Source organism: Bradyrhizobium sp. AZCC 2176, assembly GCF_036924645.1.
GTDB lineage: Bacteria > Pseudomonadota > Alphaproteobacteria > Rhizobiales > Xanthobacteraceae > Bradyrhizobium.
In genome coordinates this window covers 1406405-1428527 of sequence record NZ_JAZHRX010000001.1, presented here as the reverse complement: position 1 = coordinate 1428527, position 22123 = coordinate 1406405, and the positions used below count along the sequence as shown (strand labels likewise).

Here is a 22123-nt window from a genome sequence, read left to right as displayed (position 1 = left end):
CAACCTGTGCGTGCGCCCTAGTACCCCCGGTTGCGATCCACCACATTCTCCAGCAAGCCGCCGGCCTCGAAGCGCGCGATCTGCTGCGCGACATATTTCGAGATCTCGTCGGGATCGGTGTCGGCGGCGTTGTGCGGGGTCAGCACCACCTTTGGATGGGTCCAGAACGGGCTGTCTGCGGGCAGCGGCTCGGTGGCGTAGACGTCGAGCGAGGCGCCACTGAGCGTGCCGTCGTCGAGGCATTGCAGGATGTCGGTCTCGTTCTGCAAGCCCCCGCGGCCGGCATTGATTACCACCGGCGCGCCGAGCGGGCTGGTGCGGTTCAGTTTCTCAAACAGCGCGCGGTCGAGAATATGCCGCGTCTCCGGCGTCAGCGGCAGCAGGCAGACCAGGATGTCGGTCCGCCGCAGGAACGCCTCGAACTGCGCCTCGCCGTGAAAGCAATCGATGCCGTCGATCGCCCTGGGGCTGCGGCTCCACCCGGCGACGCGAAAGCCGAGGCGCTTGAGCGCGTCGGCGGCGTCAGCTCCGAGCGTGCCCAGCCCCATGATGCCGACCGAGATCGCGCCCGCCGCCCATTGCATTTTCGGCGCCCAGCGCTTGGCGCGCTGCGACTCCCGCAAGTAAGGCTCCTGCCGGTGGTGCATCAGCACGTGCAGCACGACATATTCGGTCATTCGCGCCGTGAGGTCGGTGACGGCCACGCGCACCAGCGGCACGTCGGGCAATGAGCGGTCGGCCATCAACGCATCGACGCCGGCGCCGAGATTGAAGATCACACGCAGATTGGGGAAGGCGGCAAGCTCGCCTGGATTTGGCTTCCACACCGCGGCGTAGTGCACCTCCGCCGGATCGGACGCGGCATTCGGCAACAGCAGCACGCGGCGCCCCTCGCAGACCTCGTCGAACCGGCTCTTCCAGCGCTGCGGCGACCAGTTTTCACTTCCGCCATGCACCAGAAGGGCGAGCGCACCTTTGTTCATTGCCATTCCTTTCGCGTGACCCGCCTCACATCGCGGATCGAGCCGCTTCTCTATCCTCCTTTCATCCAACAAGGGAGGCTTCAGTTGCGCAAATTGATCTTGATCGCGGCATTTGCGCCCGCCTCCTGCCGGATCGCCAAATGTGGTGCCTATTGATGATACAGGTGGCCATCATCGCGGCGGTGGCGGTATCGCTGGCGATTTCCTGGCGGAACAGTCAGCGCGACGCTGGCATCACAGGGATCGAAGCCTTCAGGAGGGCGGCGAAAACCATCTTTCTGGTTCTCGTCGTGTGCAGCCTTTGTTCCAAGGCGGCCGTCCACACCTACCGGCACTTCAATCCGCCATCGCCTCCGATCATCGGTCCCTGACCGGCGCTGGAACATTCAAAATTTCTTCGACGCCCCTGTCGGCTCCGGGCATAATCGTTCGTCATCATGACAACGGAGATGCCAGTTCTCATGCTTTACGCCATCCTTTGCTATCACGACGAAGACCTTGTCGGTTCCTGGACCAAGGAACAGGACGCCGCGGTCATGAATAAGCTTGCCGTCGTGCAGGACAAGCTGACCAAACAGGGTCGGCTCGGTCCGGTCGCGCGGTTGCTGCCGACGACGGCGGCGGCCACGCTGCGCAAGGACGATCCGCCACTGGTGCTGGACGGCCCCTATGCCGAAACCAAGGAGCAGCTGCTCGGCTTCTATCTCGTCGACTGCAAGAATCTCGACGAGGCGCTCGATGTCGCCCGCGACCTCGGCGCGGCCAATCCCGGCGGCGCCTACGAGGTCCGGCCCGTCGGCCAGTTCAGGCCCGGGAGTGTGCAGCCGTGACTGATACCGCCTGGATCGATGCCGCGCTGACCTCGGCTCGCCCCCAGGCGGTCGGCGCGTTGCTGCGCTATTTCCGCAATCTCGACACCGCCGAGGAGGCGTTTCAGAACGCCTGCCTGCGGGCGCTGAAGAGCTGGCCGCAGAATGGCCCGCCGCGCGATCCCGCGGCGTGGCTGATCATGGTCGGGCGCAATGTCGCGATCGACGACATCAGGCGGAGCAAGAAGCAAGAGGCGTTGCCCGAGGACGAGGCGATTTCCGATCTTGATGACGCCGAGGAACAGTTGGCCGAGCGTCTCGACGGCTCGCACTATCGCGACGACATTTTGCGGCTCCTGTTCATTTGCTGCCATCCGGACCTGCCGGCGACCCAGCAGATCGCGCTTGCGCTGCGCATCGTCTCAGGGCTCACGGTGAAGCAGATCGCGCGCGCTTTCCTGGTCTCGGAAGCCGCGATGGAGCAGCGCATCACGCGCGCGAAGGCCCGGGTCGCCGACGCCGACGTGCCGTTCGAAACACCCGGCGCGGTGGAGCGCTCCGAGCGCCTCACCTCCGTCGCCGCCATGATCTACCTGATCTTCAACGAGGGCTATTCGGCCTCGGGCGATACCGCGGAGATTCGCAGCCCCTTGTGCGAGGAGGCGATTCGTCTGGCGCGGCTCTTGCTGCGGCTGTTCCAGAGCGAGCCCGAGATCATGGGGCTGACCGCGTTGCTACTGATACAGCATGCGCGCGCTGCGGCGCGGTTCGATGCCGATGGCGCGGTGATCCTGCTCGACGATCAGGATCGCTCGCTATGGAATAAGTCTCTCATCGCCGAGGGACTGGCGCTGATCGACAAGGCGATGCGCCATCGCCGCAGCGGGCCTTATCAGGTGCAGGCCGCGATCGCAGCGCTGCATGCCCGCGCCGAAAAGCCGCAGGATACCGACTGGACCCAGATCGACCTGCTCTACGGCGCGCTCGAGGTCATGCAGCCGTCGCCGGTGGTGACGCTGAACCGCGCGGTCGCGGTATCCAAGGTGAAGGGACCGCAGGCCGCCCTCGACATGATCGAGCCGTTGGCGCCGCGGCTGTCGAACTATTTTCATTTCTTCGGCGTGCGCGGCGCCTTCCTGATGCAGCTCGGCCGCAACGACGAGGCCCGCACCGCCTTCGACCGCGCCATTGCGCTGGCCAACACCTCGGCCGAAGCCGCCCACATCCGCATGCACCTCGACCGCCTGCAGCGCGACAGCCAGCCCCGCGGCAAGAAGGCGGGGAAGTAGACTCTTCTTCCTTCTCCCCTTGTCGCTTCTTCCCTTCTCCCCTTGTGGGAGAAGGTGCCTTCGCGAAGCGAAGGCGGATGAGGGGTTCTATCCGCGAATACCAATGCGAGAGATTCATCCGCGGAGACAAACCCCTCATCCGTCTCGAATGAGCTGACGCTCATTCGATCCACCTTCTCCCACAAGGGGAGAAGGGAAGAACGGCAGACGCCGCGAAGAATTTTTCGCTCCCTCCTGTCGGCTTCCGCCCGCCCCATTCGTCTTGAATCCGAGCAGCCATTCAAGACCACGGGGATCAATCATGACCGTCATCGCCGAAACCCTTCCAGCCTCCGGCCCCGCACGCTGGACCGGCCGCATCCTCTCCGGCCTCGTCATCGTATTCCTGATGATCGACGGCGCCATCAAGCTGGTGCCGTGGCCGGTCGTCACCGAAACCATGGACAGGATGGGCTATGGTTCGAGCGAAACGCTGGCGCGGAGCCTCGGCATCATCACCATCGTCTGCACCGTGCTCTATTCCATTCCGCCGACCTCGATCCTCGGTGCGATCCTGCTCACCGGCTATCTTGGCGGCGCCATGGCCTCGCATGTGCGGATCGGCAGCCCTCTGTTCACGCACACGCTGTTCGGGCTTTATCTCGGCCTGATGGTGTGGGGCGGGCTGTGGCTGCGCGACCGGAATTTGCAAACCTTGATCCCGTTCCGCCGCTGATCGGCGGCAACTTTAGTGGAGCCAGACATGTCTGAAGTCCTCGTCATCATCGCCGTCATATTGGCGATCGCCATTGCCGCCGTTCTCGCTCTCGCCGCAACCAAGCCGGGCATGCTGGGTGTGCAGCGCTCGGTCAGCATCAAGGCGCCGGCGGAAACGATTTTTCCGCTGATCAACGATTTTCACCAGTGGAGAAGCTGGTCGCCGTATGAAAACAAGGACCCGGCGATGAAGCGCACCTATAGCGGCGCGGAGCGCGGCAAGGGCGCCGTCTATGCCTGGGACGGCGACAAAAACGTCGGTTCCGGCCGCATGGAAATTCTCGAAGCCTCCGCGCCGCAAAAGATCGTCATCAAGCTCGATTTCTTCACGCCGTTCGAAGGCCACAACACCGCCGAGTTCACAATGCTGCCGCAGGGCGATGGCACCCATGTCACATGGCTGATGCATGGTCCCGCCCGCTTCGTGACCAGGCTGATCCAGGTGTTCATGAATCTGGACAACATGATCGGAAAGGATTTCGAGGCCGGTCTCGCCAACCTGAAGAGGCTCACCGAGAAATGAGTGTCGCTATCTTGTCCCGGACGCAGTGCAGCGTTCTTCACGATGCACCGCAGAGCCGGGACCCAGATGGACCCCGGATCAGCGGCGCATCACCATAGCGCGTCGAAGACGCGCGTGAACCCGCATATGGTGCTGCGCAGCGTCCGGGGAGCGCCGTGACTGATTACATAACCCAAGGAGACAGCGATGCAGGTCAATCCCTATCTGTTCTACAACGGCAATTGCGAGGAAGCGCTGAAGTACTATCAAAAGGTGCTCGGCGCCGAGATCGGGGCGATGTTTCGCTATGAGGGCGGACCGCCCGATATGCCGGTCCCGCCGGAGTGGAAGAACAAGCTCATGCATGCGAGCATTACGATCGACGGCGAGGTATTGATGGCTTCCGATGCCACACCCGGCGATTACCATCAGCCGCAGGGCTTTGCCGTCTCGCTTCAGGTCGACGATCCCGCGGACGCCGAGCGTCGGTTCAACGGACTGGCCGAGGGCGGCACAGTGCGCATGCCGTTCGGCAAGACCTTCTTCTCCAACGGCTTCGGCATGTGCGTCGACAGATTCGGCATTCCCTGGATGGTCAACTGCCCGAAGGAAGATATGTGAGGCTCGTAGGGTGGGCAAAGCGAAGCGAGCCTACCATTCGTGCAGCATCGAAGATGGTAAGCACAGCGCCTGACGGCGCCTTTGCCCACCCTGCAAATCCTATTTGCACCGCGGATAGATCGCGGCGAGTTCGCGCCCGCGCAGCAGCAACAGCCGCGACGTCAATCCGCCGCGGCGGCCGATCCAGTCCCGCACCGGCGCCGGATAGGCCGCCTCCACATCCCGCGAGGCTTCCGGTTCGGCGTATATGTGCCCGCGGCCGTCGATCGAGCGTGCGGCGTGAAATCCGAGCACCGCGCGGCGCGTCACGCAGATGCGCTCAGTCGGCACCATCATCAGCACCAGCGTGCAGGCCGACAGGCAGGGACCGTCGATCACCACCCGCTCGCCGGAGGCGTTCACGCGATCGAACAGCGCGATAAATGGACCGACCTGTCCGCCGGGGCTGGCGAGAATGCGGACCTCGGCCTGAGCGGACAGTATCGCCGCGAACAGCGCGGCGGCGACAACGACTACCTTGATGACCGCCATTGGCATGTGCGGCTCCTTCGTCAGCATTGTCTGCCCTGAGGCAGTTACGCAGACATATGTGGCAAGGTTTCGTCAAGCGCCCGCGCCGGTTGGCGCGTGGTTGCGGTCAACCAGCGCTAGCCGCCTGTGCCTTCAATCTCGCCCGCTTGCGGCCGCAACAGAGAGGGGGGGAGACCTTACCCGTTCCGCCGTGCGCCGCGCAGGGTCGGCAGGCCGATGCCGGCGGCGTCAAAGCCGCCATCGACGGCAAGGATCTGCCCGGTGATGTAGCTTGCACGATCGCTGCACAGGAAGAAGATCGCTTCCGCCAGTTCCTCCTCGAGGCCGTAACGATTGAGCGGAATGGCGTCGTGATAGTCGGCGCGGATTTCCGGCGTATGGACCTGTTTCGCCATCGCGGTCTCGACCGGGCCGGGCGCCACGGCGTTGACGCGGATGCCGAGGGACGCCAGTTCGACCGCGAGCTGCTTGGTCAGATGCGCCAGCCCGGCTTTGCTGGTGCCGTAGGCCGAGCGCAGCGTGGAGGCTCGCACCGCCGAGATCGAGGTGATGTTGACGATCGCGCCGCCATGCTCGCGCATCAATGGCGCGGCTGCCTTGGTACACAGGAACGGCCCGGTGAGGTTGACCTGCAGGATGCGGCTCCAGTCTTCATCCGAGGTGTCGAGCAAAGGTGCAAACACCGCGATGCCGGCATTGTTGACCAGCGCGTCGAGCCGGCCGAACCGTCCGCTCACCGACGCCATGGCGGTCGCCACCGCCTTGGCATCGGAGACGTCGCAATGCAGCGCCACCGTATTGTCGGGGTCGGCGAGGCCTGCGACCGCGCCGCGCAGCAGTTCGGCTTCGATGTCGAGCAGCGCCACCTGCCAGCCCTCGGCGAGAAACCGTTTGGCCGTCGCAAGTCCGATGCCGCGTGCGGCGCCGGTGACGAGAGCAACTTTTTGCGGGGAGGGGGGCATGGGCGGGTCCGTTTGCGAGAGAAAGATTTCCCGCTGCTATAACCCAAGCCCTGTCCCGTGTCCCGGCGACAATGATGCGGAATTCAGCGATGCCGCGGGCAGCCGGCATACGAAAATCCGACACGGGAGTTGTCCCGTGTCGGATCCGGTCCGTAGCAGCGCTACGCCCGCTGCGCGATCGCCTTCGCTTCCGCGGCGGCGCGCTGCATGCTCGACGACATCTCGCTGGTGACGGTGCTCTGTTCCTCGACCGCGGCCGCGGTGGCCGTGACGTATTCGCTGACGCCCTGGATCGCCTGCTTGATGCTGTCGAGCGCGCTCACGACGTCGCCGGAGATGCCGTTGAGATTGCCGATCTCCTGCCCGATCTTGTCGGTGGCCTGCTTGGCCTGGGTGGCGAGGTTCTTGACCTCGGACGCGACCACGGCAAAGCCGCGCCCCGCCTCGCCGGCACGCGCCGATTCGATCGTCGCATTCAGCGCCAAAAGGTTGATCTGCCCGGTGATGTTGCCGATCAGTTCGACGATGCCGCTCATGGCCTGCGCCGCCTCGTTCAGACGCTTGGCCTGGGCGTCGGCCGCCTCGACCCGTCCGACCGCGGTCGATGCCGTCTCGCGCGACTTGGTCATGGCTTCAGAGATTTCGCGAACCGAGGCGTTCAATTCCTCGGCGCCCGAGGCCACCGATTCCATCATGCCGCGCACGCGCTCGTTGCCTAGGCGCACCAGCACCTGCGCGGTGGTGTCGGTGGCGTATTTGACGACCTTGAACGGCTTGCCGTTGAGATCGATGATCGGATTGTAGGACGCCTGGATCCAGAGCTCTTTGCCGCCCTTGCCGAGCCGCTTGTACTCGGCGGCCTGGTATTCACCGCGGTCGAGCGCCGCCCAGAATTCGCGGTAGGCTGCGCCGTCGCGCTCGGACGGATCGACGAACATGCTGTGGTGCCGGCCGCGGATCTCGTCCAGCGCGTAACCGACCGTCTTGAGGAAGTTCTGGTTGGCGCCGATGATGGTGCCGTCCATGTTGAATTCGATCACGGCCTGCGACTTGCCGATAGCGGCGATCTGGCCGGCGAGGTCTGCAGTCGCCAGTTTCTGGCTGGTGACGTCGGTGGCGAATTTCACCACCCGGAACGGCTTGCCCTTTTCGTCGAGCACCGGGTTGTAGGAGGCGAGGATCCAGACCTCCTTGCCGCCCTTGCCGATCCGCTTGTATTCGGCCGACTGGTTTTCGCCGCGGTTGAGCTTTGCCCAGAACTCGCGATAGGCCGCGCTGTTGCGCTCGCCCTGTTCGACGAACATGCTGTGGTGCTTGTTCTGGATTTCGGCGAGCGTGTAGCCGAGTGCCTTCAGGAAGTTTTCATTGGCGGTGATGATGCTGCCGTTCATCTCGAACGCAATGACCGCCTGTGCGCGGCTGATCGCGGCGATCTGGCCGGCGTCCTCCATGCTCTTGATCTTGCGCGCGGTGATATCGGTCGCAAATTTCACCACCTTGATCGGCTTGCCGCCGGCATCCAGAACGGGGTTGTAGGTCGCCTGAATCCAGACTTCTCGGCCGCCCTTGCCGATCCGCTTGTATTCGGCGGCCTGGAATTCGCCGCGCCGCAGCGCCGCCCAGAAGTCGCGATAGGCCGCGCCGTCGCGTTCCGACGGATCGACGAACATGCTGTGATGCTTGCCCTGGATTTCGCCGAGCGAGTAGCCGAGGGCTTTGAGGAAATTGTCGTTGGCGGTGACGATGGTGCCGTCCATGCCGAACTCGATCACGGCCTGCGACCGGCCGAGTGCATCAGCCAGCGCCCTGTCTGAAGACGAATTCTTGAGGAATTGAAACACGAGCAACCCCGTCCAAAGTGATGTGAATTGGTGAGGCTGTGATCAAATGCCGGTTCGAGCCTCATCGCCCAGGAATGGGACAATTGATCCGAAGGAAAGAAGAATTCGTTAACGCTGTTCTCCGTAAGATGACGGATAACATTGTAAAAACATAGACCTGGAAGGTACATCTGTGCGGCGTCACGCGCTGTACGAGCGCAAAGCGCCGGCCTGGATCAAGTCGGCAATACCTGTTTGCGGCGCACCACGCTCTCATACGCCGCCTGTAACCGCTCGCCGACCGACGGTCCCGTTCGCTTGCGCCGCTTCACGCCGAGATGGCTTTCGCGCAACTCGTCCATGAACTCCGCCCATAGTTTCGGTCCGCCCTCGCTGAGCAGCCCCGCGCGGATGCCGAGCTCGTCGCTGACGGGGAGATATTTGTAACCCCAGGCTGCCATCTGCGCGAGAATGGGGAGCAGCTCGATGCCTTGCTCCGTCAGCGAATAGATTCCCTTTTGCTTGTGCGTAGGATCGTCCTCGCGGGTAATGATCTTTTCGTCGAGCAGCGTCTTCAGCCGGTCGGCGAGGATGTTGGAGGAGATACCTTCCTCTGATTTCGTCAACAGCTCGCGAAAGTGCCGCCGGTTGCCGAACATCATGTCGCGGATGATCAGCAGGCTCCATTTATCGCCGAGTACTTCCAGCGAGAGATTGATCGGGCAGCCGGAGCGGCTGGTGTCGGTCATGTTCGGTTCCAGACGGGCGTCAGAACGCCCCAAAAAACTGCTTGCAATATTGCACCAGTTGTCTCAGGATGCAACCAGTTGCAAATCGCAATCAGTTTTCAAGGGAGGTGTCGCGATGGCGAAGTTGATCATGTGGAACCTGATGACGCTGGATGGTTTCGTCGAAGGCCCGAACCGGGACATTTCCTGGCATTCCGATGTCTGGGGCGACGAACTCGAGCAATTGGGTATTGAGCAGTTGCACGCCGCCGGCGGACTGCTGTTCGGCCGGGTCACCTACGAGTTGATGGCGAACCATTGGCCTAGCGCGACCGGCGAGGTCGCCGATTTCATGAACGCCGCGCCGAAATACGTCTTCTCCCGCACGGTGAAAAAGTCCGACTGGAACAACACGCAGATGTTCAGCGCTGACGTGCCCGAGACCGTCGCCAGGCTGAAACGCGACAGCGCCAAGGATATTTTTCTGTTCGGCAGCGCTGATCTTGCCGACAGCCTGATCCCGCACGGCTTGATCGACGAGTTCCGCATCGCGCTGAACCCGGTCATCCTCGGCGGCGGAACGCCGCTGTTCAAGCCGGGCGAAAAGCGCAAGCTGAAGCTGATTGACAGCCGGCCATTGTCGACCGGCGTCGTGATCCTGCGCTACGTGCCCGCCCCCTGATCGCCTTGCGGGCAAGGCCCGTCGATACCTCGCGGGCAAAGCCCGTCGATACCTCGCGGGCAAGGCCCGTCGATACCTGGAGATTTTCATGTCGCTCACCCTGCATTTCCATCCGCTGGCCTCGTACTGCTGGAAGGCGCTGATCGCGCTGTACGAGAACGACATTCCGTTCACGCCGAACCAGGTCGATCTCGGCAATCCCGCCGAGCGCGCCGCGCTGGTGAAGCTGTGGGGCATCGGCAAATTTCCGGTACTGCGCGACGATGCGCGGAGCGAGACCGTGCCGGAATCCAGCATCATCATCGAATATCTCGACCGAAACTATGGCGGCCGCACGCGCTTCATCCCTGACGATCCCACCCGCGCCTTGCAGACGCGGCTGCGCGACCGCTTCTACGATCTCTATGTGCATCTGCCGATGCAGAAGATCATGACAGACCGGCTGCGGCCTGAAGGGAAACGAGATCCGCACGGCGTCGAGGAAGCACGCGCGCAGTTGCGGATATCCTACGCCATGATCGAGCAGCAGATGGCAGGCGGCGCCTGGGCGATGGGCGCGGATTTCAGCCTCGCCGACTGCGCCGCCGCGCCGTCGCTGTTCTACGGCAGCATGGCCGAGCCGTTCGGCGACGCGAACAGGAATCTCGCGGCCTATCTCGAGCGGCTGAAGGCGCGTCCCTCATTCGCGCGCGTGATGAGGGAGGCGGAGCCGTATTTCCAGATGGTACCGAAGGAGCCTTGAGAGGAACATTGAATGGCAGCGATCGACAGGGCGGATAGCATTCGCGCGATTTTTGCGGCCTATCTGGCCAACAACCGCCAGTTGGTGGAGGCCGCGCTCAGCGACGATTTCCGCTTCACCAGCCCTTATGACGACAACATCGACAAGCCGACCTATTTCGAGCGGTGCTGGAAGGGCAGCGAGTGGATCGAACGGCACGAACTGGAGAAAATCGTCGTCGACGGCGATGAAGTCTTTGTGACCTATCGCTGCGTAGCCAAAGGTGGCCGAAGCTTCCGCAATACCGAATTCTTCGTTTTCGATGGCGACAAGGTAAGACGCATCGACGTCTATTTCGGCGCGACCTACCAAAACGGCAATTTCGTCAGGCAGCCGGGGTAGTTGCTGTTTGCTTCGCCCCCGGACGCGATGCACGACCATAAGCTGCTGAGCGGCTTGCTGCGCCGCGCCCGGGGGCACGATTACTCCAAAAATAATTTTCACCGACATGTCGGCGGCGTAAAAGCCCGCTCGTCTTGTTGACGAAGGCCGACGTGACAGCAGCCGGCCCAAGAGGATCACAACGGAGAATAACGATGCGATTCATGGTGATTGTGAAGGCCAGCAAGGATTCGGAAGCCGGCGTGATGCCGAGCACGGAACTGCTGACCGCGATGGGCAAGTTCAACGAGGAATTGGTGAAGGCCGGCGTGATGGAGGCGGGCGAGGGCCTGCATCCGACCGCGAAGGGTGCCCGGATCAAGTATGGCAGCGGGCAGGGCGGCGTCAGCCGCGGGCCGTTCCCGCTCTCCGGCGATCTGGTCGCCGGATTCTGGCTGATCAACACCAAGTCGCTGGATGACGCGATCGACTGGATGAAGCGCGCCCCGTTCCTCGATGGCGACGAGATCGAGATCCGCCAGGTGTTTGCCGCGGAGGATTTCGGCGAAGCGCTGACCCCCGAACTGCGCGAGCAGGAAGAGCGCCTGCGCGCGCAGGCCGCGAAGAAATAAGTCCATCCACCGTCATTCCGGGATGGTCCGAAGGACCAGACCTCAGATGCGCAATTGCGCATCGGGGAATCTCGAGATTCCGGGTTCGCTTCGCGCCCCGGAATGACAACGCAGCGCAAAGGACACCCACCATGCGATTCATGATGCTGATGATCCCCCTGGGCTATGAGACCGCGCCGCCGGATGTCCAGCTCGACCCTGAACGGGTCAAGGCGATGATGAAATACAACGAGGCGCTCAAAGAGGCCGGCGTGCTGATCGCGCTCGACGGGCTGCATCCGCCGTCGATGGGCGCGCGGGTTTCCTTCGCCGCCGGCAAGCCTGTCGTCACCGACGGTCCCTTCACCGAGGCCAAGGAAGTGCTCGGCGGCTACTGGATGATCAACGTGAAGTCGCGCGAGGAGGCGATCGCCTGGGCAAAGAAGTGCCCGGCCTCCGAGAACGAAATCATCGAGATCCGCCAGGTGCAGGAGATGGCCGATTTCTCGGAAGAAGTGCAACAGGCAGCCAAGGGCTTCGACGAGCTGCAGAAGGGAAATGCGCACAAGGCGCAATGAGTCCGAAAGGCCGCTGCAACAGAGCTGCGCACGCCGTTAGTTGAGAGCCTATCGCGATCCGTCAACCACAAGGGAGGAGAAACCCCATGAGCACCAACGATACGTTCCTCGCCGTCTTCCTCGGCAGCAAGACCAGCGCGAACATGACGGCCTGGAATGCGCTGTCTGAGGCTGAGCGGCGCGACAGGGAGCAACAGGGAATCGCGGCGTGGAAAGCTTGGGTCGAAAAGCACCAGGCGGCGATCGTCGCCATGGGTGGCCCGCTCGGCAAGACCAAGAAGGTCGATTCAAACGGTATTGCCGACATCGCCAACGAGATGGGCGCCTTCACGGTGGTGCGCGCCGGCTCGCATGAGGCCGCCGCGAAACTGTTCGAGAACCACCCGCATTTTGCGATCTTCCCCGGCGAGCGCGTGGAGATCATGCCGGTCCTCCCGATCCCGGGCGGTTAGACCGTGGCGGCTGGAACCGGCCGGAACCGCGTCGCGCCGCACGCCGTTAATCTTGATGAACACCGGTTAACGGCCTCAAAATAAGTGACCTTTTCCGCCGGCTCATGTAAAAGCCTTTCACATGAGCTGGCGCAAGGAACAACGCCGCACCGAGCGCGGCTACCATCACGGCAATTTGAAAGAGGCGTTGCTGCAGGCGGCGCTCGGCCTGATCGCCGAGAAGGGCGCGGCCGGCTTCACCTTTGCCGATGCGGCGCGGATGGCCGGCGTCAGCCCGGCCGCGCCTTATCGCCATTTCCGTGACCGCGATGAATTGCTGTCCTCGATCGCCCAGCGCGGCTTTGAGCAGTTCGAGGCGCTGCTGACGCAGGCCTGGGACGACGGCCGCCCGGACACGGTCTCGGCGTTCGAGCGGGTAGGCAAGGCCTATCTTGCCTTCGCCCGCAACGAGCCCGCGTTCTACTCGGCGATGTTCGAATCCGGCATTCCGGTTGATTTAAACCCTACACTGATGGCCGCCAGCGAGCGGGCGTTCGCCATCATCCGCGCCGCCGCCGAACGGCTTGCCGCGATGGCGCCGCCCGGCATGCCGCGGCCGCCGGCGATGATGATGGCGCTGCACATCTGGTCGATGGCGCATGGCGTGGCCTCGCTGTTCGGCCGCGGCGATGCGGCGCGGCGCAAGCTGCCGATGTCTCCAGAGGATCTCCTGGAAGCCGAAGTGCTGATCTATCTGCGCGGCCTCGGCTTCCCGACCGATCGCCGGCCGGAACCCAAACCGCCGGGTCCGCCGCCAGTGCCGCCCGCTGGTCCCTGGGGCACCCCAAAATAATTTTTCGAAGCTGCGGCGAGCCGCACGCTTGACAAAAACGCGGGATGGTTTAGGTATGTAAATGTTATTTACATTCACAACGGCGTGATCGCCGTCATGGAGAGGGAAATGGCCTACACCGCAGATGTCAATCGATGGCGCGGCCCGACGGAAGAGCACTATCGCCCGCATATGCTTGAGAGCCCCTGGCACCCCGGCTGGATCGCCGTGACCATCCTCGGCTTCATCATCTGGTGGCCGATCGGCCTTGCCCTCCTCTTTTTCACACTAGGGAGCAGAAAAATGGGTTGCTGGAGTCACGGGGATCGTTGGCAGAACAAGATGGAGCGGATGCAGTACAAGATGGACCGGATGCGCAACCGCATGGAGGGCCGCGGCTTTGGCGGCTTCGGCTTCGGCGCGCCCACCAGCGGCAACCGCGCCTTCGACGAGTACCGCATGGAAACCCTGCGCCGGCTCGAGGAAGAGCAGGTCGAGTTCAAGAATTTCCTCGATCGCCTGCGTCACGCCAAGGACAAGGAAGAGTTCGACGCGTTCATGGCGCAGCACAAGACGCGTCCGACCCCGCCGAACGACCAGCCGCAGCAGGGCTGAGCGCGCATAGCGTTTTCAAGCGAAGTGGATACCGGTTCGCGTGAAGAAAGCGCGTCAAAAGTAAAGCGCCCGTCGCGAGTGAGAGTTCAGCCTCAGGCGTGATGCCCCCATGATGCCTGATGGCGATACAGCCGCCCATCTGCGAAAGCAGGTGGGCGGCTTGTTTTTTGGAACTTGCTTGATACCGGCCCATCCTTTGTCGGCGTCAAGAGAACAACAAGCACTGAAAATCATGAGGCGACGCCGTTTTCCGCTGAAACGCTAACCTTTGCCGCGGCTGCGTCGAACCTCCAACCGCGAAACCCATGAGGCCCGTGCCGCTGTTGGCGCGGGCGCGTAACATTTGTGGCTTCCGAAACGAAGTTCATCAAGATCAACAATAAGGAGAAGATCATGCTGACCCGTCGTTCCCTTATCGGCGCCACGCTCGTTGTCGGAATTCTCGCCGCTTCGCCGGTGCTGGCAGAAGACGTCCCTGCGTTCGATGCCAAGGCGTTCGCCGCAGCCCAGAAGGCCGGCAAGCCAATCCTGATTGCAGTTCACGCTTCGTGGTGTCCGACCTGCAAGGCGCAGGCGCCGATCCTGAACGATCTAAGGGCCGATCCCAGGTTCAGGGAACTCGTCTATTTCGTGATCGATTTCGACAGCCAGAAGGATCTGCTCAATCGCTTCGGCGTCCGCACGCAATCGACCCTGATTGCCTTCAAGGGCGAAAAGGAAGAGGCGCGCTCGGTCGGCGATACCAAGCGGGACTCGATCTTTGCGATGGTCGGGAAAGCGATCTGACCTTTTCGATGGGAAACCCGCGATGACGATCGGCAGTATGTTGTTGGCATTCCTCGCAGGAATCCTTTCGATCCTTTCGCCTTGCGTTCTCCCTCTACTTCCGATCGTCCTGGGTAGCGCGGCATCTCGTCATCGTCAGGGACCTTTGGCACTGGCTGCCGGGCTGTCCCTTTCGTTTGTCGGCATTGGATTATTTGCGGCGACGGTCGGCCACTCGATAGGATTGGATGCGGATCGACTTCGCTACCTTGCGGCGACGCTGATGATGCTTATCGGCGTCGTGCTTGTTGTGCCGCGGTTACAGGCGCAAATCGCAGTTGCAGCGGGCCCGATCGGAAACTGGGCCGATGGCAGGTTGGCGACGAGCCGCACCAGCGGCATTGTCGGACAGTTTTGGATCGGCGTGCTGCTCGGAGCCGTATGGAGCCCATGCGTCGGGCCGACACTTGGAACCGCATCCTTGCTTGCCGCCCAAGGCCGGGATCTTGGTCAGGTCGCGCTGACGATGCTTGCGTTCGGTGTCGGCGCCGCGCTCCCATTGGTGGGATTGGGATGGCTTTCCCGGGAAACGATGGCGCGCTGGCGCGGCCGATTGTTGGCCGCCGGCGGCGGAATGAAGTCCGCGCTCGGTCTTTTGCTTGTTGTCGTCGGCATGCTCATCATTTCCGGAGCGGACAAGGCGCTTGAAAGCTTTCTGGTCGACGTTTCGCCGGAATGGCTGACCAATCTGACTACGCGCTTTTAGAGGCTCATAGCTTTTGGAGGCTCATACTTGCGGGGCCCTTCGGACGAATTGCCAGTTACTTGTTTGAGGACCTTGAAATCCAGCTAGGGAGAAGCTCCGATGAAGTTCATGTTCGTTTTCTTAGCACTGGTCATCGCGGCGCCGGCTTGCGCGGACGACGGCATCATCACGAAGCCCAGCAATTTTTCGGTGAAGGATACGATTTCGCGCTTTGAGGCGGCCGTCAAATCTAGGGAAGGCGCCGGCTTCATCGTGTTCACCGAAATCGACCACGCTGCCGCTGGAAAGAAATTCGGCATCGATATGCGGCCTCGTACGGTGGTCATATTTGGAAATCCCAAACTCGGCACGCCGGTAATGGCAAAGACGCCATTGCTGGCGATCGACAATCCTTTGAAGGTTCTGGTTTGGGAGGATGATCAGGGCAAAGCATGGCTGTCGTATAATTCAGCCGATTATCTGTATAAGACTATTTACCCGCGGCATGGATTGGAAGCACCACCCAATTATGCGGCGTTCGCAAAGACCTTGAGTGACATCACCGACGAGGCAACAAAGTAGCGGCGCTCGCGCCGGCGCTGTCGCGTGGATGTCATCGTCTGCGAAGAAAGCTTACCGCACCATGGCGCCGTAGACGATGTCCTGGACCTGCTCGCGATAGTACTTCCGAAGTTCGCCGGGCGCCGCCGTTCCCACGACGACGACAAGGCGCTCCTTCGGGTCGCAGAAGAACTGCGTGCCATAGGCGCCATTCCAGGTGAATTCGCCGGGATTGCCTGGAACCGAGGACAGACCCTCGCTCGTGCGCACGGCCACTCCAAGACCGAAGCCAAAGCCACCGCGATGCGGCTCGACGTTGGCCACGTTGTTCTTGATGTCAGGTCCGAGGTGGCTGGAGATCATGTGATGCACGGTCTTGGGCCCGAGAATGCGCTGACCGTCGAGTTCGCCGCCATTGAGCAGCATTTGCCCAAAACGCACATAGTCGCCCACGGTTGCAAACGCGCAGGCGCCACCGCAGTCGAACTTCGTTGGTGTATCGAGAAGTTTGATCGCCTGCGGCTTGCCCGTCAGCGGGTCATTGGGAAATGGCCGGGCAAGGCGAGCCCGCTGCGCCTCCGTGGGCTGGAACGTGGCGTCTTTCATGCCGAGCGGTCGCCACACATTGCCGGCCAGGTAGTCGCCAAGCCGCTGCTCGCTCACCTTTTCAACAACCGCGCCGAGCACATCGATCGAGAAGCCGTACTCGAAAACCGTCGCCGGCTGGTGCGCCAGCGGCAGCTTCGTGATGCGATCGATGAACGCCTGCGTATCGCCCTCGATCGCCGGCGCCGTCCCCTCCGGGTATTGACGCGCTACCGGGCTCGAGCTGTCCGGGCGTCCGCCATACATCAGGCCGGAGGTGTGCCGATAAAGGTCGTGGATGTAGATCGGCGAAACCTGCGCTTCGAGCTTCAGCGAACCATCCGGCTGCGGGACGCCGACCTTCATCTCGGCGAACGCGGGATAGTAGTCGGCAAGCTTTGCCTGAAGCGCCAGGCGGCCCTGCTCCATAAGTGTCAGGCCGGCGACGGCGGCCATCGGCTTGGTCATGGAGGCAAGCGCGAACACGGCATCCAGCGGCATCGGCGTGCCTTTGGTCGGATCAAGCTGGCCGTACGCCTTGTACTGAACCAGCTTTCCGTCGCGGGCTATCGCAACCACGGCGCCGGGCACACGTTTCGCGGCGATCTCGCGGGCGAAAAAATCGTCCAGGCGGGCCAATCCTTGCTGCGAAAATCCAGCGTCATCCGGCTTTGCCTCGGGCAGCGGCGCGGCATTCGCCGCATTGGCAGCGAAGCCGGCAACAACCGCCGCGGCCATCATGAATGCCTTCATTGTCTTCTCCCTCGAATGCGGATCAGACCCGCACGCTTATTATGGTTGGCGCCTTATGGTTGGCGCCATGTTTAGATCACGCCTGTCCGAGCGACAAGGCGAGCGTGGGAGCAGGGCGGTTGTCCGGCGCCGCAAAATTTGTTCCGCGCTGCCCCGACGGCCAAAACAGCAAGCACCGACTGCGCCGTCGCGCGTTCAATGGTTGCCAAAGGCGCTGCGCGCAAAGACGAATTCCACCAGCCATTTCAACGCGATTTGGGTCGTCCAGATTGGCGGGCAAAAATATTCCGCTTCACTTGTCGGGCAAATCAGTCGCATAACTCCGCCCGTCTCACCCGATTGAGGGGCGGCTCGCGATCGTCACGAACGTGCGGTGAGATGCGATGGACGCTGATGGCGCGCTAGACGTACGCGCCGGACGCGTACGGCGAAGTCGTGTGGTTCGGGCGCCGCGGTGCTGGCGTTAAGTTGGCGGGAAGTATCTCGCTGGCGACGGAGGCAACAGAGCCGTTCTCCGGGAAGAGCACGAAGTAAGCCGTAAAGCCATTGCGCAGGGAAGGCCGGAATGCTCCCGCTGCCCTGTATGCTCGTGTGCAGTTTTGTTTGCGCAAATCGCACGCGAGACCGCGGGTGCAGCAAGCACCCGGTCTTCCCTGCGCCCTCTGAACAAGAGGGTACAGTTTAAGTGCAAACCTCGGACGCAATGCGCCGCGAGAAGGTGAAGGTGCGTCGCCTCGTTGAAATTGAATGCGAAAGCTCTTTCGTCGTCCCTGCGAACGCACCCCGAGAAGCCGGCCGAGCGGTCGTCTCGAAGGGCGAAGCCACTGGCGGGCACCACCTCCGGGGGCATGGAACCCGGACCTCGAGCCCCGTAACCGCCCGGCCTGCCTCGATTTACGGCAGTCACATTTCCCTTTAGTAACCTAGTGTTAACCAAGCTTAGCGTCTGGTTAGGGACGGAATGACGCGCTGACAGCCCTCGTTTTGACATGTTGGCAGGGGAAGCAAGACCCGGCTTTCGGCGGGCCCCCCATGCGACACCAAGAGAGCTTTCGCGCTGGCGCATGACGCCACGCCCGACGCGCGGCTGTGGTACCGGCAGCCATTTGCTCCCGGAGGAAATAGGGACACTTGCGTTGAGAGGATACCGCCCATGAATCCCGCCGACGTGGCTCCGGCAGCCCTGCCGTTGGTCTCCGCCGACGTGTCGCTGATCTCCCTGTTTCTGCAGGCCCACTGGGTCGTGAAAACGGTCATGTTGGGGCTGTTGGCCTGCTCGGTCTGGGTCTGGGCGATCGCGATCGACAAGATTTTCCTCTATGGCCGCACCAAGCGCGCCATGGACCGCTTCGAACAGGCCTTCTGGTCCGGTCAATCGATCGAGGAACTCTATCGCGCGCTGTCGGCCAAACCGACGCAATCGATGGCAGCATGCTTCGTCGCGGCCATGCGCGAATGGAAGCGCTCGTTCGAGAGCCAGACCCGCTCCTTCGCCGGATTGCAGATGCGGATCGAGAAGGTAATGAACGTCTCCATCGCCCGCGAGGTCGAGCGGCTGGAACGAAGGCTCCTGGTGCTGGCGACCGTCGGCTCCGCCGGGCCGTTCGTCGGCCTGTTCGGAACCGTCTGGGGCATCATGTCGAGCTTCCAGTCGATCGCGGCCTCGAAAAACACCTCGCTCGCGGTGGTGGCGCCCGGCATCGCCGAAGCGCTGTTTGCGACGGCTATCGGCCTCATCGCGGCCATTCCGGCGACCATTTTCTACAATAAATTCACGTCCGAGGTGAATCGGCAGGCGCAGCGGCTGGAAGGCTTCGCCGACGAATTTTCCGCCATCCTGTCCCGCCAGATCGACGAGCGGGCATGAGGACGCAAATGACGAGCGCATCGTGAGATCAAGATCATGGCGATGAACATGGCAGGTTCGGCCGGTGGCGGCGGTGGACGCCGCGGCCGGCGTCGCGCCGCCGTGATGGCGGAGATCAACGTCACGCCGATGGTCGACGTGATGCTGGTGCTGCTCATCATCTTCATGGTGGCGGCGCCGCTGATGACGTCGACCATCGATATCGATCTGCCCGTCGCCGGCGGCGGCAAGCAGATCGCGGCCAATGCGCCGCCGCTGACGCTCTCGGTCAAGCGCACCGGCGGGGCCTGCAATTCGAACGTCGAACTCTATCTCGGAGATACGCTGATTTCGGCCAATGACCTGCTGCCCAAGATCAAGGCGATCCGGGAGACCCGGTCGGAGGCCGAGAGCGTGGTATACCTGCGCGGCGACAAGGACGTTTGTTACACGGATATGATGAAATTATTGGGGTATATTCGGACGGCGGGATTCAAGGCGAATATCGTCATCGTGCCGGAGCAGGGCTCCTGAGCCATGCAGCGGCGCGCGACGGCTGAGGACGGAGCGGGAAAGCTCAAGTGAAGGTCAAGGTCGACAAGACGGTGATGGCATCGGTTGCCCTGCACGTGTTCGTGCTGGGGTGGGTGATGCTGTCGTTCTCGACCAAGGCCCTCGAAATGCAGCCGGAAGATTCGGTCGCGGTCGATGTCATTTCTCCCGATCAGCTGGCCAAGGTCATGGCCGGCATGAAGACCGGCAAGAAGGAAAACCCGAAGCCACTGGTCGAAAAGGTCGCCGAAGCCAAGCCGGTCGATGACGCCGTCGGCAAGATCACCGAGAAAGCGCCTGTAGTGACCGAGACCGCGCCACCGCCGCAGCCGAAGGTCGAGGACAAGCCGGTCGAGAAGAAGCCCGATCCGCCGAAGGTTGTCGAGAAGCCGAAGGAAGAGCCGAAGCAGGTCGAGAAAAAACCTGATCCGCCGAAGGTCGACCCGATCGGCGAAACCCTCAAGAAGGAAGAGAAGAAGCCGCCGCCGAAGCCGGTACAGGCCGCCAAGCCGCCGGAGCCGCAGAAGCAGAGGATTGTGGAACGGCACTTCGATCAGAACCAGATCGCAGCCTTGCTCGACAAGCGTGACCCGTCGCGTCAGGCCGCGACCGGCGACACGCTGAATTCCAACGCCGCGCTCGGCCTTTCGAAGGGCGCGGCTGCGGACAATTCCGCAACCTGGGGCGCGATGTTCCAGCGGCAGGTCGAGCGGTGCTGGAAAAAGCCCTATGGCGGCATCGAATCGCAGAAGCCTGAAGCCGCTTTTGCCATTCGTCTGAAGCGCGACGGCACCCTTGAAGGCTCGCCGGTTCCGGAAGGCGTGCCTACGACGCCCTTCCTTCGCGTCTATCAGGAGAGCGCGCTGCGCGCGATCATCGAATGCCAGCCGTACAAGCTGCCGGCGGCCCTTTACGAGGAATGGAAATATTTCGCGCCGGTGTTCAAGGAAAAAGTCTGACGATTTGGTCACGTGGTGGATACCTGCTGGCAATGACGGATATGAGCAAAGTTTGAAGCGATGACTGACAAGGATGGATTGCCGAACATGCTGTATCGTCCGAACCGCCGGCAGATCATTTCTGGAATGGCTTCGACGGGCCTTTTGGTGGGCGGTTTCGGAAGCGCCTTCGCCCAGAAGCGGGTCGTCATTCCGGAAGGCGAGTTCACCCCGCTTCCGATTGCGATCCCGAATTTCGTCGCGGGCACACCGGCGGATGCCGAGGTCGGCGTCGGCATGGCGCAGGTCATCACCAACAATCTCAAGCGCAGCGGGCTGTTCGCGCCGATCGATCAGGCCGCCCACATCGAGCGCATCACCAACATCGACGTCCCTCCGCAATTCCAGAGCTGGAAACAGATAAACGCGCAGGCGCTGGTGCTCGGGCGCATGACGCGCCAGCCCAATGGGCGTGTGAAGGCGGAATTCCGCCTCTGGGACGTCAACACCGCCCAACAACTCGCCGGCCAGCAATATGACACCCAGGCGGAGTATTGGCGGCGCATCGCGCACATCATCTCCGACCAGATCTATGAGCGGCTGACCGGCGAAAAGGGCTATTTCGATAGCCGTGTCGTGTTCGTCGACGAGACCGGGTCGAAGGAGCGCCGCGTCAAGCGGCTGGCGCTGATGGATCAGGATGGCGCCAATGTCAGGTATCTGACCAAGGGCGCCGATCTGGTGCTGACGCCGCGCTTCTCACCGTCGACGCAAGAGATCACCTACATGGAATTCGGGCAGGGCGACCCGCGGGTCTATCTGCTCAACACCGACACCGGACAGCGCGAGATCGTCGGCAATTTCCCCGGCATGTCGTTCTCGCCGCGGTTCTCGCCGGATGGCCAGCGCATCATCATGAGCCTGCAGCAAGGCGGCAATTCGAACCTGTTCGTGATGGATCTGCGTTCGAAATCGACGACGCGGCTGACCGATACGCCGGCGATCGACACCTCGCCGTCCTACTCGCCCGATGGCGCCCGCATCTGCTTCGAATCCGACCGCGGCGGCAAACCGCAGATCTACGTGATGCCGGCCACCGGCGGCGGCGCACAGCGTATCTCGTTTGGCGAGGGCAGCTATTCGACGCCGGTGTGGTCGCCGCGCGGCGACTACATCGCCTTTACCAAGCAGGGCGGCGGACAGTTTGCGATCGGCATCATGAAGACCGACGGTTCGGGCGAACGGATCCTGACCTCGGGCTTCCACAATGAGGGGCCGACCTTTGCGCCGAACGGCCGGGTCGTGATGTTCTTCCGCGAGCCCGGCGGCAGCGGCGGGCCGTCGTTGTTCACCGTCGATATTTCAGGTCGTAACGAATTGCGGGTACCGACGCCCGGCTTCGCCTCCGACCCGGCATGGTCGCCGCTGCTGTCGTGATGGAACCCGGCCCGGCGGGCGGGCCGTTGTTGATGGGCAACGATTGCCTAGTCTGCTGATTTTTCAGGCAAATTTGTCGCTTGCTCCTC

At 62.4% G+C, this 22123-nt stretch carries 27 protein-coding genes; 21 read left to right on the top strand and 6 right to left on the bottom strand.

The annotated features are described in order from the left end of the window. Nucleotides 1–17: 17 nt before the first annotated feature. A complete protein-coding gene (locus tag V1288_RS06435) occupies nt 18–983 on the bottom strand; it encodes a 2-hydroxyacid dehydrogenase (protein ID WP_334356270.1) in 966 nt (321 codons plus the stop codon). 164 nt (nt 984–1147) lie between these two features. Here V1288_RS06435 and V1288_RS06430 point away from each other — a divergent pair, with 164 nt between their 5' ends. The 6 genes from V1288_RS06430 (at nt 1148) to V1288_RS06405 (ending at nt 4960) form a co-directional block, all read left to right on the top strand. Further along, nucleotides 1148–1354 (top strand): hypothetical protein, encoded by a 207-nt coding sequence (locus V1288_RS06430; RefSeq protein WP_334356269.1) that lies wholly within the window; start codon nt 1148–1150, stop codon nt 1352–1354. Nucleotides 1355–1444: 90 nt separating this feature from the next. Further along, nucleotides 1445–1813, top strand: a complete 369-nt coding sequence (locus tag V1288_RS06425; RefSeq protein WP_334356268.1) for a YciI family protein — start codon at nt 1445–1447, stop codon at nt 1811–1813. Then, entirely contained in the window at nt 1810–3081 is a 1272-nt protein-coding gene (locus V1288_RS06420) for an RNA polymerase sigma factor (RefSeq protein ID WP_334356267.1), read from the top strand. Before V1288_RS06425 ends, V1288_RS06420 begins: the two co-directional genes overlap by 4 nt. 301 nt (nt 3082–3382) lie before the next feature. Next, entirely contained in the window at nt 3383–3796 is a 414-nt protein-coding gene (locus V1288_RS06415) for a DoxX family protein (RefSeq protein WP_334356266.1), read from the top strand. A 27-nt stretch (nt 3797–3823) separates the two neighbouring features. Further along, a complete protein-coding gene (locus V1288_RS06410) occupies nt 3824–4360 on the top strand; it encodes an SRPBCC family protein (protein WP_334356265.1) in 537 nt (178 codons plus the stop codon). A 186-nt stretch (nt 4361–4546) separates the two neighbouring features. Beyond that, the gene (locus tag V1288_RS06405) at nt 4547–4960 is read left to right on the top strand and encodes a VOC family protein (RefSeq protein WP_334356264.1); all 414 of its coding nucleotides are present in this window, start codon (nt 4547–4549) and stop codon (nt 4958–4960) included. 99 nt (nt 4961–5059) lie between these two features. Here the strand turns inward: V1288_RS06405 and V1288_RS06400 are convergent, their stop codons facing one another. The 4 genes from V1288_RS06400 to V1288_RS06385 all read right to left on the bottom strand — a co-directional run bounded on the left by V1288_RS06400 (nt 5060) and on the right by V1288_RS06385 (nt 9022). Beyond that, a complete protein-coding gene (locus V1288_RS06400) occupies nt 5060–5491 on the bottom strand; it encodes a hypothetical protein (protein ID WP_442894012.1) in 432 nt (143 codons plus the stop codon). A gap of 176 nt (nt 5492–5667) precedes the next feature. Further along, a complete protein-coding gene (locus V1288_RS06395) occupies nt 5668–6453 on the bottom strand; it encodes an SDR family NAD(P)-dependent oxidoreductase (RefSeq protein ID WP_334356262.1) in 786 nt (261 codons plus the stop codon). 161 nt (nt 6454–6614) lie between these two features. Further along, entirely contained in the window at nt 6615–8294 is a 1680-nt protein-coding gene (locus V1288_RS06390) for a methyl-accepting chemotaxis protein (RefSeq protein ID WP_334356261.1), read from the bottom strand. 215 nt (nt 8295–8509) lie between these two features. Beyond that, nucleotides 8510–9022, bottom strand: a complete 513-nt coding sequence (locus V1288_RS06385; protein ID WP_334356260.1) for a winged helix-turn-helix transcriptional regulator — start codon at nt 9020–9022, stop codon at nt 8510–8512. Nucleotides 9023–9137: 115 nt separating this feature from the next. On the opposite strand from V1288_RS06385, the gene V1288_RS06380 reads away from it, so the two are divergent. From V1288_RS06380 to V1288_RS06330, 11 genes are all read left to right on the top strand, one after another. Beyond that, nucleotides 9138–9683 (top strand): dihydrofolate reductase family protein, encoded by a 546-nt coding sequence (locus tag V1288_RS06380; RefSeq protein ID WP_334356259.1) that lies wholly within the window; start codon nt 9138–9140, stop codon nt 9681–9683. Between the two features lie 88 nt (nt 9684–9771). Further along, nucleotides 9772–10425 (top strand): glutathione S-transferase family protein, encoded by a 654-nt coding sequence (locus tag V1288_RS06375; protein WP_334356258.1) that lies wholly within the window; start codon nt 9772–9774, stop codon nt 10423–10425. A 12-nt stretch (nt 10426–10437) separates the two neighbouring features. Continuing rightward, nucleotides 10438–10806 (top strand): nuclear transport factor 2 family protein, encoded by a 369-nt coding sequence (locus V1288_RS06370; RefSeq protein ID WP_334356257.1) that lies wholly within the window; start codon nt 10438–10440, stop codon nt 10804–10806. A gap of 194 nt (nt 10807–11000) precedes the next feature. Continuing rightward, a complete protein-coding gene (locus V1288_RS06365; protein ID WP_334356256.1) occupies nt 11001–11417 on the top strand; it encodes a YciI family protein in 417 nt (138 codons plus the stop codon). Between the two features lie 131 nt (nt 11418–11548). Further along, entirely contained in the window at nt 11549–11974 is a 426-nt protein-coding gene (locus V1288_RS06360) for a YciI family protein (protein ID WP_334356255.1), read from the top strand. 86 nt (nt 11975–12060) lie between these two features. Then, on the top strand, nt 12061–12426 hold the full coding sequence (locus V1288_RS06355) for a hypothetical protein (protein ID WP_334356254.1): 366 nt from the start codon (nt 12061–12063) through the stop codon (nt 12424–12426). 121 nt (nt 12427–12547) lie between these two features. Next, nucleotides 12548–13258 carry a TetR/AcrR family transcriptional regulator gene (locus tag V1288_RS06350; RefSeq protein WP_334356253.1) on the top strand — a complete coding sequence of 237 codons (711 nt, stop codon included), beginning with the start codon at nt 12548–12550 and terminating at the stop codon, nt 13256–13258. Nucleotides 13259–13366: 108 nt separating this feature from the next. After that, nucleotides 13367–13852, top strand: a complete 486-nt coding sequence (locus tag V1288_RS06345) for a DUF2852 domain-containing protein (RefSeq protein WP_334361210.1) — start codon at nt 13367–13369, stop codon at nt 13850–13852. A 393-nt stretch (nt 13853–14245) separates the two neighbouring features. Next, complete coding sequence (locus V1288_RS06340) at nt 14246–14638, top strand: thioredoxin family protein (protein WP_334356252.1); 393 nt, start codon at nt 14246–14248, stop codon at nt 14636–14638. A 22-nt stretch (nt 14639–14660) separates the two neighbouring features. After that, nucleotides 14661–15383, top strand: coding sequence for a cytochrome c biogenesis CcdA family protein (locus tag V1288_RS06335; protein WP_442893915.1), 723 nt, complete (start codon nt 14661–14663; stop codon nt 15381–15383). A 99-nt stretch (nt 15384–15482) separates the two neighbouring features. After that, nucleotides 15483–15944: a DUF302 domain-containing protein gene (locus tag V1288_RS06330; RefSeq protein ID WP_334356251.1), complete on the top strand. Its 462-nt coding sequence runs from the start codon at nt 15483–15485 to the stop codon at nt 15942–15944. A gap of 51 nt (nt 15945–15995) precedes the next feature. Here the strand turns inward: V1288_RS06330 and V1288_RS06325 are convergent, their stop codons facing one another. After that, complete coding sequence (locus V1288_RS06325) at nt 15996–17261, bottom strand: serine hydrolase domain-containing protein (RefSeq protein ID WP_334356250.1); 1266 nt, start codon at nt 17259–17261, stop codon at nt 15996–15998. Nucleotides 17262–18414: 1153 nt separating this feature from the next. Here V1288_RS06325 and tolQ point away from each other — a divergent pair. The 4 genes from tolQ to tolB all read left to right on the top strand — a co-directional run bounded on the left by tolQ (nt 18415) and on the right by tolB (nt 22034). Further along, nucleotides 18415–19128 carry a protein TolQ gene (tolQ, locus tag V1288_RS06320; RefSeq protein WP_334356249.1) on the top strand — a complete coding sequence of 238 codons (714 nt, stop codon included), beginning with the start codon at nt 18415–18417 and terminating at the stop codon, nt 19126–19128. 36 nt (nt 19129–19164) lie between these two features. Further along, the gene (locus V1288_RS06315; protein WP_057850190.1) at nt 19165–19641 is read left to right on the top strand and encodes a biopolymer transporter ExbD; all 477 of its coding nucleotides are present in this window, start codon (nt 19165–19167) and stop codon (nt 19639–19641) included. 74 nt (nt 19642–19715) lie between these two features. Further along, complete coding sequence (locus V1288_RS06310) at nt 19716–20618, top strand: protein TolA (RefSeq protein WP_334361208.1); 903 nt, start codon at nt 19716–19718, stop codon at nt 20616–20618. An 87-nt stretch (nt 20619–20705) separates the two neighbouring features. Then, nucleotides 20706–22034, top strand: a complete 1329-nt coding sequence (gene tolB, locus V1288_RS06305; protein WP_334361207.1) for a Tol-Pal system beta propeller repeat protein TolB — start codon at nt 20706–20708, stop codon at nt 22032–22034. Nucleotides 22035–22123 lie beyond the last annotated feature (89 nt).

Bases quoted from the DNA above. Each gene is read 5' to 3' on its own strand.
- V1288_RS06435 (WP_334356270.1), bottom strand. From the start codon at position 983: ATGAACAAAGGTGCGCTCGCCCTTCTGGTGCATGGCGGAAGTGAAAAC.
- V1288_RS06425 (WP_334356268.1), top strand. From the start codon at position 1,445: ATGCTTTACGCCATCCTTTGCTATCACGACGAAGACCTTGTCGGTTCC.
- V1288_RS06415 (WP_334356266.1), top strand. From the start codon at position 3,383: ATGACCGTCATCGCCGAAACCCTTCCAGCCTCCGGCCCCGCACGCTGG.
- V1288_RS06410 (WP_334356265.1), top strand. From the start codon at position 3,824: ATGTCTGAAGTCCTCGTCATCATCGCCGTCATATTGGCGATCGCCATT.
- V1288_RS06405 (WP_334356264.1), top strand. From the start codon at position 4,547: ATGCAGGTCAATCCCTATCTGTTCTACAACGGCAATTGCGAGGAAGCG.
- V1288_RS06400 (WP_442894012.1), bottom strand. From the start codon at position 5,491: ATGGCGGTCATCAAGGTAGTCGTTGTCGCCGCCGCGCTGTTCGCGGCG.
- V1288_RS06395 (WP_334356262.1), bottom strand. From the start codon at position 6,453: ATGCCCCCCTCCCCGCAAAAAGTTGCTCTCGTCACCGGCGCCGCACGC.
- V1288_RS06385 (WP_334356260.1), bottom strand. From the start codon at position 9,022: ATGACCGACACCAGCCGCTCCGGCTGCCCGATCAATCTCTCGCTGGAA.
- V1288_RS06380 (WP_334356259.1), top strand. From the start codon at position 9,138: ATGGCGAAGTTGATCATGTGGAACCTGATGACGCTGGATGGTTTCGTC.
- V1288_RS06375 (WP_334356258.1), top strand. From the start codon at position 9,772: ATGTCGCTCACCCTGCATTTCCATCCGCTGGCCTCGTACTGCTGGAAG.
- V1288_RS06370 (WP_334356257.1), top strand. From the start codon at position 10,438: ATGGCAGCGATCGACAGGGCGGATAGCATTCGCGCGATTTTTGCGGCC.
- V1288_RS06365 (WP_334356256.1), top strand. From the start codon at position 11,001: ATGCGATTCATGGTGATTGTGAAGGCCAGCAAGGATTCGGAAGCCGGC.
- V1288_RS06360 (WP_334356255.1), top strand. From the start codon at position 11,549: ATGCGATTCATGATGCTGATGATCCCCCTGGGCTATGAGACCGCGCCG.
- V1288_RS06355 (WP_334356254.1), top strand. From the start codon at position 12,061: ATGAGCACCAACGATACGTTCCTCGCCGTCTTCCTCGGCAGCAAGACC.
- V1288_RS06350 (WP_334356253.1), top strand. From the start codon at position 12,548: ATGAGCTGGCGCAAGGAACAACGCCGCACCGAGCGCGGCTACCATCAC.
- V1288_RS06345 (WP_334361210.1), top strand. From the start codon at position 13,367: ATGGCCTACACCGCAGATGTCAATCGATGGCGCGGCCCGACGGAAGAG.
- V1288_RS06340 (WP_334356252.1), top strand. From the start codon at position 14,246: ATGCTGACCCGTCGTTCCCTTATCGGCGCCACGCTCGTTGTCGGAATT.
- V1288_RS06335 (WP_442893915.1), top strand. From the start codon at position 14,661: ATGACGATCGGCAGTATGTTGTTGGCATTCCTCGCAGGAATCCTTTCG.
- V1288_RS06330 (WP_334356251.1), top strand. From the start codon at position 15,483: ATGAAGTTCATGTTCGTTTTCTTAGCACTGGTCATCGCGGCGCCGGCT.
- V1288_RS06325 (WP_334356250.1), bottom strand. From the start codon at position 17,261: ATGAAGGCATTCATGATGGCCGCGGCGGTTGTTGCCGGCTTCGCTGCC.
- tolQ (WP_334356249.1), top strand. From the start codon at position 18,415: ATGAATCCCGCCGACGTGGCTCCGGCAGCCCTGCCGTTGGTCTCCGCC.
- V1288_RS06315 (WP_057850190.1), top strand. From the start codon at position 19,165: ATGGCGATGAACATGGCAGGTTCGGCCGGTGGCGGCGGTGGACGCCGC.
- V1288_RS06310 (WP_334361208.1), top strand. From the start codon at position 19,716: ATGGCATCGGTTGCCCTGCACGTGTTCGTGCTGGGGTGGGTGATGCTG.
- tolB (WP_334361207.1), top strand. From the start codon at position 20,706: ATGCTGTATCGTCCGAACCGCCGGCAGATCATTTCTGGAATGGCTTCG.